Origin of the sequence: Microcoleus sp. FACHB-SPT15 (assembly GCF_014849525.1) — a bacterium.
In the GTDB taxonomy this organism is placed as follows: domain Bacteria; phylum Cyanobacteriota; class Cyanobacteriia; order Cyanobacteriales; family Coleofasciculaceae; genus Symplocastrum; species Symplocastrum torsivum.
Genome location: NZ_JACJNU010000005.1, coordinates 36,009 through 51,359, shown reverse-complemented (window position 1 = coordinate 51,359; position 15,351 = coordinate 36,009). Strand labels below are relative to the sequence as shown.

19 protein-coding genes are annotated in these 15,351 nt (G+C 42.5%); 12 read left to right on the top strand and 7 right to left on the bottom strand.

The annotated features are described in order from the left end of the window. Positions 1-620: 620 nt before the first annotated feature. Together H6F98_RS01215 and H6F98_RS01210 are read right to left on the bottom strand one after the other, a co-directional pair. Positions 621-758, bottom strand: coding sequence for a hypothetical protein (locus H6F98_RS01215; protein WP_192216849.1), 138 nt, complete (start codon positions 756-758; stop codon positions 621-623). Positions 759-1,189: 431 nt separating this feature from the next. Continuing rightward, the gene (locus tag H6F98_RS01210) at positions 1,190-1,327 is read right to left on the bottom strand and encodes a hypothetical protein (RefSeq protein ID WP_192216848.1); all 138 of its coding nucleotides are present in this window, start codon (positions 1,325-1,327) and stop codon (positions 1,190-1,192) included. A gap of 83 nt (positions 1,328-1,410) precedes the next feature. On the opposite strand from H6F98_RS01210, the gene H6F98_RS01205 reads away from it, so the two are divergent. Then, the gene (locus H6F98_RS01205) at positions 1,411-1,932 is read left to right on the top strand and encodes a hypothetical protein (RefSeq protein ID WP_192216847.1); all 522 of its coding nucleotides are present in this window, start codon (positions 1,411-1,413) and stop codon (positions 1,930-1,932) included. 87 nt (positions 1,933-2,019) lie between these two features. On the opposite strand, the gene H6F98_RS01200 is transcribed toward H6F98_RS01205, so the two are convergent. After that, positions 2,020-3,819 carry a protelomerase family protein gene (locus H6F98_RS01200; protein WP_192216846.1) on the bottom strand — a complete coding sequence of 600 codons (1,800 nt, stop codon included), beginning with the start codon at positions 3,817-3,819 and terminating at the stop codon, positions 2,020-2,022. 236 nt (positions 3,820-4,055) lie between these two features. Here H6F98_RS01200 and H6F98_RS01195 point away from each other — a divergent pair, with 236 nt between their 5' ends. Then, positions 4,056-4,775 carry a hypothetical protein gene (locus H6F98_RS01195; protein WP_192216845.1) on the top strand — a complete coding sequence of 240 codons (720 nt, stop codon included), beginning with the start codon at positions 4,056-4,058 and terminating at the stop codon, positions 4,773-4,775. Between the two features lie 114 nt (positions 4,776-4,889). Here the strand turns inward: H6F98_RS01195 and H6F98_RS01190 are convergent, their stop codons facing one another. Further along, complete coding sequence (locus H6F98_RS01190; RefSeq protein ID WP_242058258.1) at positions 4,890-5,231, bottom strand: KGK domain-containing protein; 342 nt, start codon at positions 5,229-5,231, stop codon at positions 4,890-4,892. 290 nt (positions 5,232-5,521) lie between these two features. Here H6F98_RS01190 and H6F98_RS01185 point away from each other — a divergent pair, with 290 nt between their 5' ends. The 5 genes from H6F98_RS01185 to H6F98_RS01165 all read left to right on the top strand — a co-directional run bounded on the left by H6F98_RS01185 (position 5,522) and on the right by H6F98_RS01165 (position 8,679). Beyond that, positions 5,522-5,827 (top strand): hypothetical protein, encoded by a 306-nt coding sequence (locus tag H6F98_RS01185; RefSeq protein ID WP_192216844.1) that lies wholly within the window; start codon positions 5,522-5,524, stop codon positions 5,825-5,827. A gap of 145 nt (positions 5,828-5,972) precedes the next feature. Beyond that, positions 5,973-6,437, top strand: coding sequence for a hypothetical protein (locus H6F98_RS01180; protein WP_192216843.1), 465 nt, complete (start codon positions 5,973-5,975; stop codon positions 6,435-6,437). 91 nt (positions 6,438-6,528) lie between these two features. Then, entirely contained in the window at positions 6,529-6,999 is a 471-nt protein-coding gene (locus H6F98_RS01175) for a pentapeptide repeat-containing protein (protein ID WP_199348235.1), read from the top strand. A 669-nt stretch (positions 7,000-7,668) separates the two neighbouring features. Beyond that, positions 7,669-7,857 (top strand): DUF2949 domain-containing protein, encoded by a 189-nt coding sequence (locus H6F98_RS01170; protein ID WP_192216842.1) that lies wholly within the window; start codon positions 7,669-7,671, stop codon positions 7,855-7,857. Positions 7,858-8,025: 168 nt separating this feature from the next. Further along, positions 8,026-8,679 carry a leucine-rich repeat domain-containing protein gene (locus H6F98_RS01165; RefSeq protein ID WP_192216841.1) on the top strand — a complete coding sequence of 218 codons (654 nt, stop codon included), beginning with the start codon at positions 8,026-8,028 and terminating at the stop codon, positions 8,677-8,679. Between the two features lie 127 nt (positions 8,680-8,806). On the opposite strand, the gene H6F98_RS01160 is transcribed toward H6F98_RS01165, so the two are convergent. Continuing rightward, positions 8,807-9,019: a hypothetical protein gene (locus tag H6F98_RS01160; RefSeq protein WP_192216840.1), complete on the bottom strand. Its 213-nt coding sequence runs from the start codon at positions 9,017-9,019 to the stop codon at positions 8,807-8,809. Between the two features lie 135 nt (positions 9,020-9,154). Between H6F98_RS01160 and H6F98_RS01155 the strand changes: the two genes are divergently transcribed. The 3 genes from H6F98_RS01155 to H6F98_RS01150 all read left to right on the top strand — a co-directional run bounded on the left by H6F98_RS01155 (position 9,155) and on the right by H6F98_RS01150 (position 11,498). After that, a complete protein-coding gene (locus tag H6F98_RS01155; RefSeq protein ID WP_192216839.1) occupies positions 9,155-9,889 on the top strand; it encodes a class I SAM-dependent methyltransferase in 735 nt (244 codons plus the stop codon). 875 nt (positions 9,890-10,764) lie between these two features. Next, the gene (locus tag H6F98_RS33875) at positions 10,765-10,887 is read left to right on the top strand and encodes a hypothetical protein (RefSeq protein WP_277927482.1); all 123 of its coding nucleotides are present in this window, start codon (positions 10,765-10,767) and stop codon (positions 10,885-10,887) included. A 425-nt stretch (positions 10,888-11,312) separates the two neighbouring features. Beyond that, positions 11,313-11,498 carry a hypothetical protein gene (locus H6F98_RS01150; RefSeq protein WP_192216838.1) on the top strand — a complete coding sequence of 62 codons (186 nt, stop codon included), beginning with the start codon at positions 11,313-11,315 and terminating at the stop codon, positions 11,496-11,498. Between the two features lie 138 nt (positions 11,499-11,636). On the opposite strand, the gene H6F98_RS01145 is transcribed toward H6F98_RS01150, so the two are convergent. Together H6F98_RS01145 and H6F98_RS01140 are read right to left on the bottom strand one after the other, a co-directional pair. Next, entirely contained in the window at positions 11,637-12,056 is a 420-nt protein-coding gene (locus tag H6F98_RS01145) for a hypothetical protein (RefSeq protein WP_192216837.1), read from the bottom strand. Positions 12,057-12,206: 150 nt separating this feature from the next. Next, positions 12,207-13,994 carry a protelomerase family protein gene (locus H6F98_RS01140; protein WP_192216836.1) on the bottom strand — a complete coding sequence of 596 codons (1,788 nt, stop codon included), beginning with the start codon at positions 13,992-13,994 and terminating at the stop codon, positions 12,207-12,209. Between the two features lie 233 nt (positions 13,995-14,227). On the opposite strand from H6F98_RS01140, the gene H6F98_RS01135 reads away from it, so the two are divergent. Next, on the top strand, positions 14,228-14,371 hold the full coding sequence (locus tag H6F98_RS01135) for a hypothetical protein (protein WP_206759629.1): 144 nt from the start codon (positions 14,228-14,230) through the stop codon (positions 14,369-14,371). Positions 14,372-14,482: 111 nt separating this feature from the next. Then, complete coding sequence (locus H6F98_RS01130; protein WP_192216834.1) at positions 14,483-15,319, top strand: thermonuclease family protein; 837 nt, start codon at positions 14,483-14,485, stop codon at positions 15,317-15,319. Positions 15,320-15,351 lie beyond the last annotated feature (32 nt).

Sequence of the window (15,351 nt, the reverse complement as noted above, 5' to 3'; positions counted from 1 at the left end):
CAGTAACTAACCAGTTATGTCTGTTAATTTAAATTAACAGACATAACTGGTTAGTTACTGCGCTCCTAACCAGTTATTCTATTATCCCTTAACTTGTTCTATCTTGTATCTGGTTATCTCACAAGTTATTGTACTTTCCTAACTAGTTAATCTTGATTCTCCTAACCTGTCTGTAGTTATCTGTCTGAATGCTCGATTTACATAGGTTTCAGCCATTAGTTGAAAAAGTCGTTTTTGGTACTCCCTTAACTTGTTATTCATTGTCAGGCAGTTTCCTTAACTTGTTACTTTTATATTATAACTGGTTAGGTAAACGAATGCAAGTAGTTATAACCAGATACGTGTAACTAGTTACCTTGATTTAACCAGATGTTAAGTCACTGCGATCGCACCCGCGCTAGCTCCCAGTGACTCTCTCCAACCTGAGCATCCCAAACACTCATCCAATTGAGTGCCTAAATGGAGGCAAATTTAGGCATTATTGACCGCTAACCAGTTAGGTATAACTTTAAGCCTTACTGGGTAGAGACAAGCTTGAGCGCGATCGCAGTGATGCGCTCATCTCCCTCAAATTTGCGCTTTAGCCGTTTGCCCGTGGAATCCTACCAGACTAACCCTTATCACGGCTTGATGAGGCGGATAGGTGGCAGTGAGGGAGTAGCGCAGTAACCCCTATCTGTGAGGTTTGAGGTGTTATGGCTTATGGGCGATCGCATTCTCTCAACTCCCTCTAAATTGCGCTGTAACAGTTGGGGCATGGAATCCTACCTTACAGCCCTCTATCGCGTCTCACGGTTCATTCTCGTGGGGTCTGGTAGGATTCCCGCTTGCCAGCCGTGTGAGGGTAGTTATCTCTATCGCATCGAATACCTAAAAAGTTTGGTGGGACGGTTGGCAAATATAAACGTTGTCATTATCAATTGCAATAAGAAGTCTTGAATGGGAGTGGTAGTACCAATATACATACCCACAAAGCTTAAACCCGCATGGTTAAGGGAAACAGTATGCAGCACCTACCCCCCTTTTTTGAAAAAAGGGGGGGGTAGGTGCTGCAAGAAACTATGCAAATAGTTCTCAATAAGTAAGTACTCTATTGCGAATAAGCCAATGATAGACATGAAAAAACCCTCACGAAAGAGGGCTTGATTTTTACCTTTGTTTTCCAGGGTTAGCAAACTGGTATAGGAGTCTAGAACCAATCCCAGACGAATGTTGCCCATGCATCAACATCCCAAGGAGGTGCCAAATTGTCATTGGGGGTAGTTGGCGGATTCAATTCAGCAGTAGGACATTCTGAAGAAGGCTCACTAACTAAAGTACGCAGCACTGATGTCTTTCCTCTGCCAAACTAATTACCGGATAAACAAAATGTGCTTGGTATTTGAGAATAACCTGTAGATCGCGTGACACATGACACTTAAATATTCCTTGCCTAAATCAGAAGCAAAAAAACTTCTATCCGGTGCTGGGCTTACGCTTCTAGCGTCTGGTATTACTCAGCCAGCATTTTCACAATCATTACCACCCTATACAGAGGATGGCACTGATTATCAAATTGTTCCCCAACTTCCCATCATTACAAACCTTGACCTAATCAGACCTTCAACAAGTTCTCCAGAAAGGTTCCCGAATGAATTTGGGCGTAAAAGAACGGTTACTCGAAGGACAACCAGCGATGATGAGAAGTTTAAGCTTGTCCGGAGACTCTCTCCCATACGCCGAACCTATCGTATACCATCTCCAGACGACACAGAGTTTGCAAGCAATCGGGGTGGTCGAGCGGTAGGTGTTGTTGAACTTGTACAGATTTTAAATACAGAAACTGGAGAGAAATTCAACGCAGCAATTCCGCTCTGCTCTATACGGGATGGACAACTCGCTTACCCTGAGTTTTCTCCCAATATTTGTAGCTTTGCAACCTCAAATCAATAAATCAGTTTCTAGTGATAGCTAAATATCAAGCCTTAACTGGTTAGCTATATCAAGAATATATTTAACCAGTTAATTACTCAGCTTGCTCTACTGTTTGCTTTGCTGAGACTTTAGAGCCTCACCATCCAAGAACTGATCATTGACCAAGCCTAGAATTTTGCTAATCTTCTCAGCACCATGACGCTTATTATAGTAAGTCTCAGTCTTAGACGGGTCTTTAGCATTCTGCATTCCATACTTGCTATTGTGGCTAATCACCTCATCAGCATGAGCTTTAATCCATTCCCCGACTAACAGCCCATTGACTCCAGACAATTCTCTTAAGGCTTGATTAGTGATTGCGAGACGATCATCATCACCAGTTGCCACAGTACTGTTGTAGAGAGTAATCGCCTCATAACTGCGGCGTATCTTCTCTTCACTTGCTCCCTTAACCTTAGTCACCCACAAATCAGCATTAGACATTCCAGCCCAATCAATCACCTCTTGAGGTTTAGCAGGTGCCTGAATAGTCGGCTTGCTCTCACGAGGTTGATTGACTGCCTGACTAGCTGGAAGATTTGTGAGTGCTTGCTGTACCTTCTCTGTAACCATCTGATCAATCATTGCTTCCAGTTCAAACCTATTAACCGTAATTTGTTGGTTTTGGGCTTGAGCCTGTAACATTTCCTCTTTCTCCTTCTCTAATTGGTTAATCTTTGCTTTGGCTTCTAGTAACTGCTTTCCTAAATCAGCCAGTTTCTCTTGAGACTCAATGAGATGACTGATAACGCTTTGCTGATTAGGAGCTTCCCAGTCTTTCTGTAATTTTTTGAGCGGCTCTAGATCAAACTCATTGATTCTGATGGAGGTAGTTTTCTCCTTCTCTGGAGCCGTGGGGAAAGGTACGGGTTTAGTTGTGAAGTAATCGGCATAGCCTAAACTGGTTGCTACCCCTTGTAACTCTTTATCAGTCGGGTTCTCACTAACAAAGTGACCTAATAGACGCGCATAATGGAGCATCTTGGAACCCACTGAGCGCTCACAATCTCTCTGGGTAGCTAATGCAGCATAAGCGGCTCTTAGAGCTTTACAGTTGCCTTGCTCCTCACCATTGCGGAAAGCTAGGATAGGAACCCCATCATCTTGATTGCCAAACCTTTCACGTACAACCCGATTCAATGACCCGTTCCTACGGCTATCAATGGCTTGATTTTGAGCAACTAGATCATTTGGGAATTCCTTAGTAACCTCACTCAGTAGCGCTTTTGTACTGGCTTCTCTACGCAAGCGGGAAAGACATTTGATGATGTACTCAGCCGGATAGAGAGTAGCGATCGGGAATACTGGCTTCTCATCCCTCTTTTTCCCTTGACCTTCAAACTGAACCTGATAGGGTTGACCTTCAATAGGGACAAATTTGGCACGAGCTAGTATCTCATGAGGTCTTCTGCCAGTGGCAGCAACTAAACCAACTGCTAACTCATGGGGGTCTGAGCTTTCGAGTAATTGTCCTGTTACTTCCAGATAGGTATCTGGGTCTAACTCCTGATCATTCCCTAATCGCTCAATTACTCGTGTTGTCTCATTCCTTTGATTCCACTCATTACTGTCTAAGCCACAGAGCAACACTGCGTAGTGTCTTAACTGATGTCCTTTTACATTCCCATCTTTATCGTGTATGGGAATCGTGTCAGCATTTTTACCTTGCACTAATTTCAATTCTTTAAAGAATTTGTAGAAGCCGTAAGTGCTTAACTTAGTTCCTAGAGATTTGGTGCTGTAACTGGTATTTGCGTATACCCACTGATTGAAGATCTCGCAGTGAGGCTTAATTTCTTCAAAGCTCATGAGATCTTTGGTTGCCTCAAATAGCTCCTTTATTTTGTCCTGTAGTGCTTTGGACATTTGTGGTTAATTCCCTTTTGCAACTAGTTATATATTACCGAACTAGTTATGTAATGTCAATAACTTGTTAGATAATTTGTGTAACCTGTTGTTGGGTAGGATAGAAAGGCATACCAGAAACATCCCTTGAGAAAACCCCTGAAACTCGTGACGGATTAAGGGTTTTCTGGTTTACCTAGTAAAGCTTCCTCATCTTTATGCGATAAAACATAGTTAAGGTAATTATTTTTAAACCTATGAATCAGGTAAATGTCTCAGCAAATCTTGAAACGTCCGAGAAGGTATTAAGCAATCCTCTAGAACGTCCTAAAGGGGTAGAGGAATATATCGAGCAATCGGTTTTACCTGCTAGATATGGCATATCAAAGTCAACTCTCTCTTACCGAATAAGTAAGCTAAAGATTAAAACCTATAAAAGAGGTAGGACTTGTTATTTAACTTCAGGACAGGTAGAACTACTGGATAAACTAGACAAGTTTTGTCAAAGCAATGATGGTGCAAAGATAGATAAGTTTTTAGATAGCCTAGAATCACAGGAATACCTGGATAAAGTCTGTAACCCTTATGGTGAGGAATCTGAGGATACTTTGGAACGTTCTAACGGGATAGATGAGAGTATTTGGAAGGGAGTTATAGATGAAGTGATGAACCTACTTAATCAATCACTATCTCAGAGTCAAATTATTGATAGTGAGCGACAGCTTTGGATAAATCATGCTGTAAATTCTGACCAGACCATTAACGAGCAAAAGAAAAGGATTGCTGAATTAGAGACTAGCTATTTGATGCAGGTAGAGAATACAAATAGGATGCAATCTGAAATAGACCAACTAAAGAATGCTCTGGCTTTATTGAATCGGAATAGTCAGAGTGAGAATGTTGTGAATTTTCTTTCTCGCCAGCATCAACAAAAAATACCCCCATACAACCCTAAGCCAATGAATCATTCATCATGATTAGGGGTTATATGGGGGTTTGCTTTAATAGGAGTTACCGCAAACAGCATCCTTCTACTGTTCGGGGCTAATATCCTTTCTTAAATCATCAAGGAAATTTGCATCCGGACTAGGCTACTGATTCGGATAAAGCTCTGATCTTAACGAGTCGAGTGAATTTGGGTCGGTGTTTACAGGTTCCGGTTCTGGCTCCGGCTCCGGTTCAAGTTCAATCTCCAGCCGCAAGCGGATTTTTCCCTTTCTCCAGCCACGTCCCTGTGTGGTACTTAGAAGCTCACAGCTAAATCCCTCCTCTAACCACCTCCTTGCCGTGTGGTTGTTACTTGTCAAGGTTATAAATTGCTGTATAAGGGCTGCTTTCATTTGGTCAACCTTAAATGTGGTTGTTGTACCCAAAAATGGCAAATTCGGTGATAAAGACAGCACATCTTCATCATTCAGATCGTAATTACCCATCACAAAACTCTGTTAGGTTGACTTCAGCAAGCGGACAAATTCTGGTTCTAGTCCAGGTTTGCCTATCCTAATTATCTGCAATCCTTCACTAAGGAAAAACGGCAGCTACTCCCTCAGTTGCCCTTCAATCATGCTTTCACTCCACTCGGTAGGGATAACAGCTAGCCATCTAATAGCAGATGATTGAGAGCCGACAACTCCACTCCCACACAAGACCAATACCCTAGCGGTTCTAGTGTCGATTTGCTAGATTCTTGGTTGCTCTCCTTGTTGGGGTCAGTCAACACATCATGCCTAAACTTATTCTTCAAGTACGGACAAAAGACAATTTACTTGAATTACTTGCCAAAAATCAGACGGGTGATTGGATAGTGGCAAAAGAGAAGACTCACCATATTACCCATATTCAAGTTCTTAACTGGGAGGGGACGCAAATGATTGAGGGGATTTTTGACCGAAATGCCAGTTATTATCTAACTCCTCCAAACGCTAATAGATTGCTGGTGAAATTTCTGGATGGTCGTATTGTTAACTGCAAGGTTAAAGTTGGTGATCCTTACGCACTCCGATATCTAGAAGAGAATCCTCCAACCTAACCTTGAGTTCCAGCCAATCATTTTTTAATCCCTTTGGGCAGGGGGATGAGCAGACCATCCAGGAACAGATGATTGAGCGATGACAACTCCATCCCTGTAAAGAATACAAGGGAGAATATACTGATCTCTTCTGTAATAACTATCCATGAATCGGTTGAAAGATCATTGGACTTGGCTTTTGTCAGGCTCTGTTACTCTTTTTTTAGCTTTTGCTATATTTCTTTATCTTTCTCCTAACTGGTATTGGGCTGACTGGACTGGCTTTGGAGAAGACACAAGTAAAACTGTAGAAGAAACTTTACAGAACGGAAAACTTACAGTAACTAAGCGTATTACCCACTTCCAATCTGGCAAAACTCTTTGGGATTGGTTGGGTTTAGCTGGTGTCATCGCTATTCCAGTAGTCTTATTTCAGTTTCAACAACAGCAACAAAAAAAGACCGAGGAGCAAGCTGAAGTTGAAAAAGAAATAGCAGCTACTAATTTGCGAGAAGAAGCTTTACGAGATTATATTGACAAAATAGCAGAATTATTAATTGATAAAAACTTAAAAGTTTTATTAAAAAAAATTATCAGACGGAACCATCACAAAAGACAATCCAAGGCTTGATGCAGATCTAGATGTTTCACGAGCAAGAACACTATCCATACTAAGACGATTAGATGGAGATGGAGAACGAAAAAGCAGTGTTGTTCATTTTTTGATTGATGCGGAATTGATACAAGGTTTAGACCTATTAAAGGACGCTAACTTGAGTGGCGCCAATCTCTCACAAGCCAATCTCTCACTAGCCAATCTCTCACTAGCCAATCTCTCAGATGCCGATTTCTCACTAGCCAATCTCTCAGATGCCGATTTCTCACTAGCCAATCTCTCAGATGCCGATTTCTCACTAGCCAATCTTTCACAAGCCAATCTTTCACAAGCCAATCTTTCACAAGCCAATCTCTCACGAGCCAATCTTTCACAAGCCAATCTTTCACAAGCCAATCTCTTAGGTGCCAATCTCTCAGGTGCCAATCTCTCAGGTGCCAATCTCTTTAAAAGCAACTTCAAAAACACAAAAAACTTAACTCCAGAGCAAGTTAAAGTTGCAGAAAATTGGGATAAAGCCATATATGACCCAGATTTCCGTGAGCAATTAGGATTACCTCCAGAATCCAGTTCATAATGAATAGAGCGAGTATCTTTTCTTCATTTCATCACATTCACCCTATTAGACACTCTGGACATTAATTGTGACAATGTAGATTTATGTACTATGAGCATTGAAGACAGCAGCAGTCATTGAGTGCTCCCTTAGTGGGGCAAAGATAACTGGTAAGGAATTCATTAGCTTTGAAAGAGACTGATTGGAAAAGGTGATCGCTTCCGCAAAGTTCCAAGTAACTTCTCTTCCCCATGAACAACTGAACCTGCTCTAAAATCGCCTCTAGCCGATTGACGTGGAATCCACGCCCATAGACCTCTCCGGAAAATCAGTTTCAGCTACTGTGCTGCAAGGTTTTCAGGTTATTACCGGAGATGTCTAATCGTTACGTGTACCAGTCTGTGGGTCGGACAGCAGACTAGTTTTTCCCTAGGCACTCAGGTAGCTCGTAGTCACTCACATAACTTAAGTCTCTACCTAACTAGCAAATCTTACCTGGTAAGTTGTTCAATGCCGCTACATGATGGTGAAAACAAATCTAAGCAATTGGTTTGTTTCTCATGCTCCATTTGCCGTAGGGACATTCCGGTGAATATCCCTACGCTACTTACTACATTGTCAGTCCAATTCTCTTTGCCTTTGATATTTGGACTCAACCGTATGCAGAGTTCTTGAAGAGAGAGTTTAGCTATGGAAGCTACACATTGTCCACTCCTGCGTTTTCTCAAGGAAGATCTACAGCTTCCTACGGCTTCCATCACATTGGCATTACGGCATTCTGAACAGATTCCAAACTTACTACCGATAACACTTTGGCAATATGGATTAATTACGTTAGTACAACTTGACCAAATTTACGACTGGTTATACGCATCTTAGTTTGATTCAAAAATCTCATCCGTTTTTTACTAAGGCTGGAGTAAACATTAAGTGTAATTCCCTTAAGTTGCTTCTTAACTTGAGAAACTTGACTGTTCTAAATCGAATCAAAGTTGAAGAATGAAGATGAAGATATAAACATTATGACCACGGAAGATTTATCGCCATATGAACCCAGCTCTTACACCACCAGGCGTTCGATTTCTGGGAACTTTCTTCGGTTTCCTCTTCGTTGCCTCTTTTCCTGCGTCTGCCGTCCCCCTTTATGAGGCTACTACTCCTAGAAACTTTGCTGATTGGTGTTTGAATAAAACAACAGAGAGTTTGGAGGCAAGGCACACTGTTAATGTTCTGTTGCAAGTGGCTAACACTCCTGATTGTCATCAGGCTGAAAAGCTTCTTTCAACCCTCACCGAGCTTTCCCTCTACGACAAGCAAATAACCGACCTTAGACCCTTGTCAGGACTCACCAATCTAACTGCACTCTCCCTTGATAAAAATCAAATAGCCAACCTTATGCCCTTGTCAGGACTCACCAACCTAACGGTACTCTTCCTTAGTAACAATTCCATAGCCGACCTCAAACCCTTGTCAACACTCACCCGCCTGACTCACCTCAGGCTTAACAAGAATCAAATAATCGACCTCAAACCCTTATCAACACTCACTAACCTGAATCGGCTCGACCTCTTCAACAATTTTATAGCCGACATCCAACCTCTATCATCCCTCACCAACCTGACTAGACTTTACCTCAGTAACAATCAAATCCTCACCGATAAAACTTGTCCTGTCAAACCCGCATCTGTCTGTAGTTTTTAGGTCATTTCCTCATACCAGCCGTGTAACCAGTGTGCAAGTATTAGACAGTTTTTTTACTTCTATTTTTCGGCTAGAATCTTTATAAATAAAGGCTAAATTCTTGACTCTATATAATTTAAGAAACCGTCTATCTGTTAAATTTAGCGATCGGATTAAGGTGATCGCATCCGCGTAGCTCCCAATGACCGCTGTCTTCAGGACAGTCCTGTTTGTTCTGGACAACTGGCTCCAGTAGAGGCGATCGCGATTGCGGTGAGTGATGAGACAATGCGGCAACAGGTAAGAGCGATCGGTAACCAGATTCGAGCTGAGAATGGTGTTCAGCAGGCGATCGCTGCATTTCATCAGCACCTAAATATCAGGTCCGGTAAAACATCACTCTTGTATGATTTGAGTGTTGTAGGGGCGGGTTTATCGATATCCTTGGTTTCTCACACATATCTAAGGTAAACCCGCCCCTAAGAGCGAGAAAGCAATGAATATTTTCTCTGAACTCCATTGCGATATCCCACGAGAAGCACCAGGAGATAACGCATCAACAGCAAAAGCCTTGTCTTTAGTTCCACAATTGCCTGAAAATCCCAAAATTTTGGACATTGGTTGCGGTCCTGGGATGCAAACACTAGCGCTTGCCAAAATAACAGGAGGATATATTACTGCTATAGACAACCATCAACCATTTCTTGATGAGTTAAAGCGGCGGGCTGAGCAAGAATACTTATCAAGCCATATCATCACGCAAAACTGCTCCATGTTTTCTCTGGAGTTTGAACAGGAGAGTTTCGATCTAATTTGGTCTGAAGGAGCTATTTATATTATGGGCTTTCGAGACGGCTTACAGTCCTGGCGTCGTTTCTTGAAACTTGGGGGTGCGCTTGCTGTCACAGAACTGTCGTGGTTGGTCACAAATCCTCCTGAAGAACCTTTGAATTTCTGGAGAAATGCGTATCCTCCTATGAAGAACATTGAGGAAAATATCACTATCCTTCAGGAGTCAGGATACACCTATATCAACAGTTTTACGCTTCCCGAATCGTCATGGTGGGATGATTACTACATTCCCTTAGAGCGGAGGCTAGCTGATTTACGAAAGAAATATCAGTCCGATGAAGATGCTAATGCCATCTTAGATGAACAACAAATAGAAATAGAGCTTTATAAAAACTATTCTCATTATTATGGGTATGTTTTTTATATAATGCAGAAATAAATTTAGTCTCTTACTTCGCAATCGCTAATGTCATTCTCACTCCAAATTCTCTGCACCTTTGTTGGTTAATTCACATCTTGCACCTGATGTTCTCAATCCTCCTTACCCCCCTTGTTAAGGGGGGAGCGGAAGGAGAAATTTTTATTCTTGGGCAGTGGAAAGAGAAACTTTTATTCTTGGGAGAAGTCAATTTCCACTTCTTGTTCCCCCCTTAATAAGGCAGGGCTAATTCATTGTGATGAGAGAAAATAAAGGCAGAAGTTAGCTTAGACTCTCACTAGTTGGAGGGAGCCACTCTCTCCTATACAAGTCAATCTCTGGGAAGCTTTAACTGAAGTTCGAGAGACATTTGACCAACACTTGTTTACTTGAGCAAGCAAGTTTTTAAAATGACAAAACTGTAATGCAATTAACCTCAAAAACTGAAAAGAGCCAAAGTCTGAAATGCTGATGATGGTGGGAGTTTCGAGGATTTGAAAGGTAACGCCCCCCAGTATTAGCATTAAAGCTCTTACAGGCGTAGCATTACCAGAATTGGGAGCCGCTCGACTTGACTCCCCTCAGAAGTGCGATCGCACTCGCGCTAGCTCCAAGTAACCTCTCTTCCACATGGTCAACCCAGACAACTTCCGACTGTGGTGCCTAATTCTCTGCTGTGGTTACTAGAGATTGACCGTAAGGGCGATCGCACCCGCGCTAGCTCCCAGTGACTCTCTCCAACATGGGCATCCCCAAAATTCAGCCTAGTTAATGCCTAACTGGAGACTAAATTAGGCATTACAGACAGCTAGAAGTTTGGCTCTTACTAGGTCGGCTTGATTTGAGAGCGATCGCATCTGCTGACTGCCTCAAAATTGGGCTGTGACCGTTTGACCGTGGAATCCTACTGGGATTATCCCTATCACGGCTTGATGCTCAATCTAGAGGGAGTAGGGGTGACTCTCTTGACCGCTGGCTACTGCCTGATGTGGATGATTGCTGGCAACATTCCCTTATAGGCGATCGCATCCGCGCTAGCTCCAAGTAACCTCTCTCCAACATGGACAACCCGACCCTACCTCAGTGACCGCTGTCTTCAGGACAGTCCTGTTTGTTCTGGACAACTGGCTCAAGAAAGGCGATCGCTTCCGCGTTAGCTCCCAGTGACCACTGTCTTCAGGACTGTCCTGTTTGTTCTGGACAGTTGACACGGGAAGGCGAACACATTTTTAGTGCCTCCTGTTAGTCTTATCTCAGAGCTGAATAGGGGAAGAGGTAGTAGGTTTATGAAGGTCAAAAAGCATCCTCAACTAAACATGAACCTTACCCCTAACAAGCTTTCGACCTCTGGAGACTTTAGCGCTTCTCCTGTTGGTTTCCTCTTTTCTTGCCAATGCTTTCCCTCGAAGGAGGCTACTATGCCTAAAACCTTTGTGATAAAAAGATGAAAACAAAAATAGGTGAAACCAAAGAAATCGCTTCACGATTACTAGCTGGAATGCTTGCCAACCCAAGTATTTACCAGAATACAAGTGATATGAGACTTACGGGGCAACAAGAGCAAAAGCTCATTTCTCTCTCAATTGAAATGGCTAAGGATTTAATTAAGAAAGTTGAGTCCATGTCTTGAAGCCTTCAAGCTCTTTTAGCTTAGAGCCAGAATCAGGGAAAGGTTTTACGTGTATGAAACTCGAAAAGCATCCTCAACTAAACATGAACCCGACTTTTACACTATTTCGACCTCTGGTGGCTCTCTTCGTTTTTCTACTTATTCAGGAGCGGGATTTGACGCTGATTTGACAAGTATTTCCCACATAATTGGTCTGAAGGAGAGAATAAGATCAACTTCATGTTGGAAAAGTCCTCTTAATCTGTCTGCCTTATCAATACCTGCAATGATGAAATTACCTGAAACTTCGTAATTATAATCCCCTGATTTAATACGAATCATTTTTGGTTGAAATCTACTGTTAGCATGAATATCAAAAACTATTCCCCAGTCACCAGGGATTTTTGGAAAGAGACGATGAATCACAAGATTAGTATCTTTGTATTTATCTTTTAGTATCAATTCTTTAAACAGATCACTTGTAACTTCCAATGGTTCCTGCCATAGCCAAGGATACTGTACATAGACTGTATCAGTAGGCTTTAAAACTTTACCGTATATACAAAAAGTACTTACCATAAAATTAATACTAATGAGTTTTAAATGAAAATAATTACAGCGTTATTCTAACTTACAAAAAAATAACTCCTAGAATTTATAACGTTAGGAATTTTGAATAATAAGAAATTGAGATTTTTTTTACAAGCGTTCAAAGTCGTTTGGTTACATCTACTTGTCTTGCTGAGATCTTAATGCTTCACCCTCCAAGAACTGCTCATTAACCAAGTTCAGAATCTTTGTAATCTTTTCAGCACCATGACGCTTGTTGTAGTAGGTCGTAGGGTTGCTAGGGTCTTTGGGATTCTGCATTCCATACTTGCTATTGTGGCTAATCACCTCATCAGCATGAGCCTTTATCCACTCTCCAACTATCAAACCATTGACCCCTGATAGCTCTCTAAGCGCTTGGTTAGTTAAGGCTAAGCGGTCATCATCCCCAGTTGCTACCGTGTCATTGTAAAGGCAGATAGCCTCATAGCTCCGTCTTGTCTTCTCTTCAGATGCTCCCTTGACCTTAGTTACCCACAAATCAGCGTTAGTCATTCCAGCCCAGTCAATCACCTCTTGTTCTTTGACAGGTGCCTGAGTTGTTGGCTTGCTCTGACTGGCTTGCTGAGTAACTGGAAGATTTGACAGCGCTTGCTCTACCTTCTGTGTAACCATCCGCTCGATCATTGCTTCCAGTTCAGACCGATTAACTGTGACTTGTTGGGTTTGCGCTTGAACCTGTGACATTTCCTCTTTCTCCTTCTCTAACTGGTTAATCCTTGCTTTGGCTTCTAGTAACTGTTTTCCTAAATCAGCCAGTTTCTCTTGCGACTCAATTAAATGACTAATAACACTTTGCTGATTGGGAGCTTCCCAGTCCTTCTGTAAACGCTTGATGGTTTCGTAATCCTCATCAGTTACCCGTACCTGCATCACCTTCTCTTTCTGTGGAGCCGTAGGGAATGAAATGGGTTTAGTCGTGAAATAGTCGGCATAGCCCAAACTGGTTGCTACCCCTTGTAACTCTTTATCTGTCGGGTTCTCACTAACAAAGTGACCTAATAGACGGGCATAATGGAGCATCTTGGAACCCACTGAGCGCTCACAATCTCTCTCGGTTGCTAGTGCAGCATAAGCGGCTCTTAACGCTTTACAGTTGCCTTGCTCCTCTCCATTACGGAAAGTCAAGATAGGCAGTCCATCATCTTGATTGCCAAACCGCTCACGTACAACCCGATTCAATGACCCGTTCCTGCGACTATCAATGGCTTGATTTTGGGCAACTAAATCACCAGGAAATTCTTTACTAACCTCTCTGAGTAAGGTTCTTGTAGCCGCTTCCCTACGCAAGCGGGAAAGGCACTTAATAATGTATTCAGCAGGATAGAGAGTTGCAATCGAGAATACTGGCTTCTCATTCCTCTTTTTCCCTTGACCTTCAAACTGAACCTGATAAGGTTGACCTTCAACAGGTACAAACTTGGCACGAGCAAGAATTTCATGAGGTCTCCTGCCAGTAGCAGCAATCAAACCTACTGCTAACTCATGAGGGTCTGCACTTTCGAGTAATTGTCCTGTTACTTCCAGATAGGTATCTGGGTCTATCTCCTGATCATTGCCTAAACGCTCAATTACTCGTGTTGTGTCGTTACGTTCTTTCCACTCCTTTAGGTCTAAACCACACAGCAACACTGCGTAATGTCTTAATTGATAGCCCTTTGGATTCCCCTCTTTATCGTGTATGGGAATTGTGTCGGCATTTTTCCCTTGCACTAATTTCAAGCTTTTAAAGAGTTTGTAGAAGCCGTACCGACTGAGAACAGTTCCCAGTGATTTAGTGCTGTAATTAGTATTCGCACTTATCCACTCATTGAAGCGATCACAGTGCGGTTTGATTTCTTCTAAGCTCTTGAGGTCTTTTGTTGCCTCGAATAACTCGTCTATCTTTGCTTTTAGTGCTTTAGACATTTGTGGTTAGTGCCTTGTTGTAACCTGTTCTTAGTTTAAGAAACTGGTTAGGCAATGTCAAGAACTAGATAAAAACATGTAACCAGATGAGAACTTGTATGATAGTGACGTAAACTGACACATTCCATAAAAAACCCCTAGTACTTGCGGCGGCTAGGGGTTTTGTATCATCTATCAGGTATTAAATATCAGGTGTTGGCTTTCGCTACTCCTATACTTAGTATCTGAATGTGATGTATGCGATCGTGTTTGCGGAATGTTGTATTGAGGATTCTCAGAAATATTTAATTGCTGTGGATGATTTAGAGGAGCATGGCTACCGAGTGGTCAGTAATGGTGGAATTACGGATATGGATATTTGCAAGGTTCACTTATAGATAAACAACCCTTTGGATTTTTAAACTTTTATCAAAAAGGCATCAACACGGATGTTCCTTGGTTAGATTGAGCGGGGAATGCTAGTAATAGCGATTTGAAAAGAAGACTGAATGAAATTTCGTTGGCTCATTACCCTCGTGCTTCTCGCATCAACTAGCTGCACGACCCAATCTCAAATACCGGAAGCTACGCAACCTTTGCCAGCAACTAGCCCTACACCGAAAGCTTCGACAACGAGCGTGAGTTCACCCGTTGCCCAAAATGACTTATCTACGATAGTCAGCGTTGGAGATGGTGATACGGTCAGAGTGCAACGTGGGGATGAGACGACCACAGTAAGACTGGCTTGCATTGACACTCCAGAATCAGGACAAGTCCCGTGGGGACAACAAGCTACTAACAGGCTGAAACAACTACTCCCGGTAGGGCAAGCCGTTCAAGTGCGTCCCGTGGACGTTGATCAATACAAACGAACTGTTGGCGAGTTATTTATGGACAACCAGTCCGTCAATTTAACAATGGTGCGTGAAGGACAAGCTGTTGTCTACACCGAATATTTGAACGGCTGCTCTGAGACTAAAGACCAATACCTTCAAGCTGAAGCCGAGGCTAAAGCAAAAAAACTAGGCTTTTGGAATCAGCCCAATCCAGTTATGCCTTGGGATTTCCGGAGCGGTGGACAGTCAAACAACCAGTCATCCAGCAATGCTAGCCCTAGCCCCCAATCAACAGTTCAACAACCCAGCGTCCAGGCTACAAACTCACCTGAAACATCACAGCAAGCTCAATCTAACAATTGTGACCCAGCTTACCCGGATGTCTGCATCCCTCCGTCACCACCAGATTTAGATTGCGGAGACATCTCTGAGAAGAACTTTCGAGTATTAGCCCCCGACCCGCACAGGTTTGATGGAAGAGATAAGGACGGTATTGGTTGCGAGGGATAAGACAGGTTTAGTTGCGTAATCGCTTGTCTATG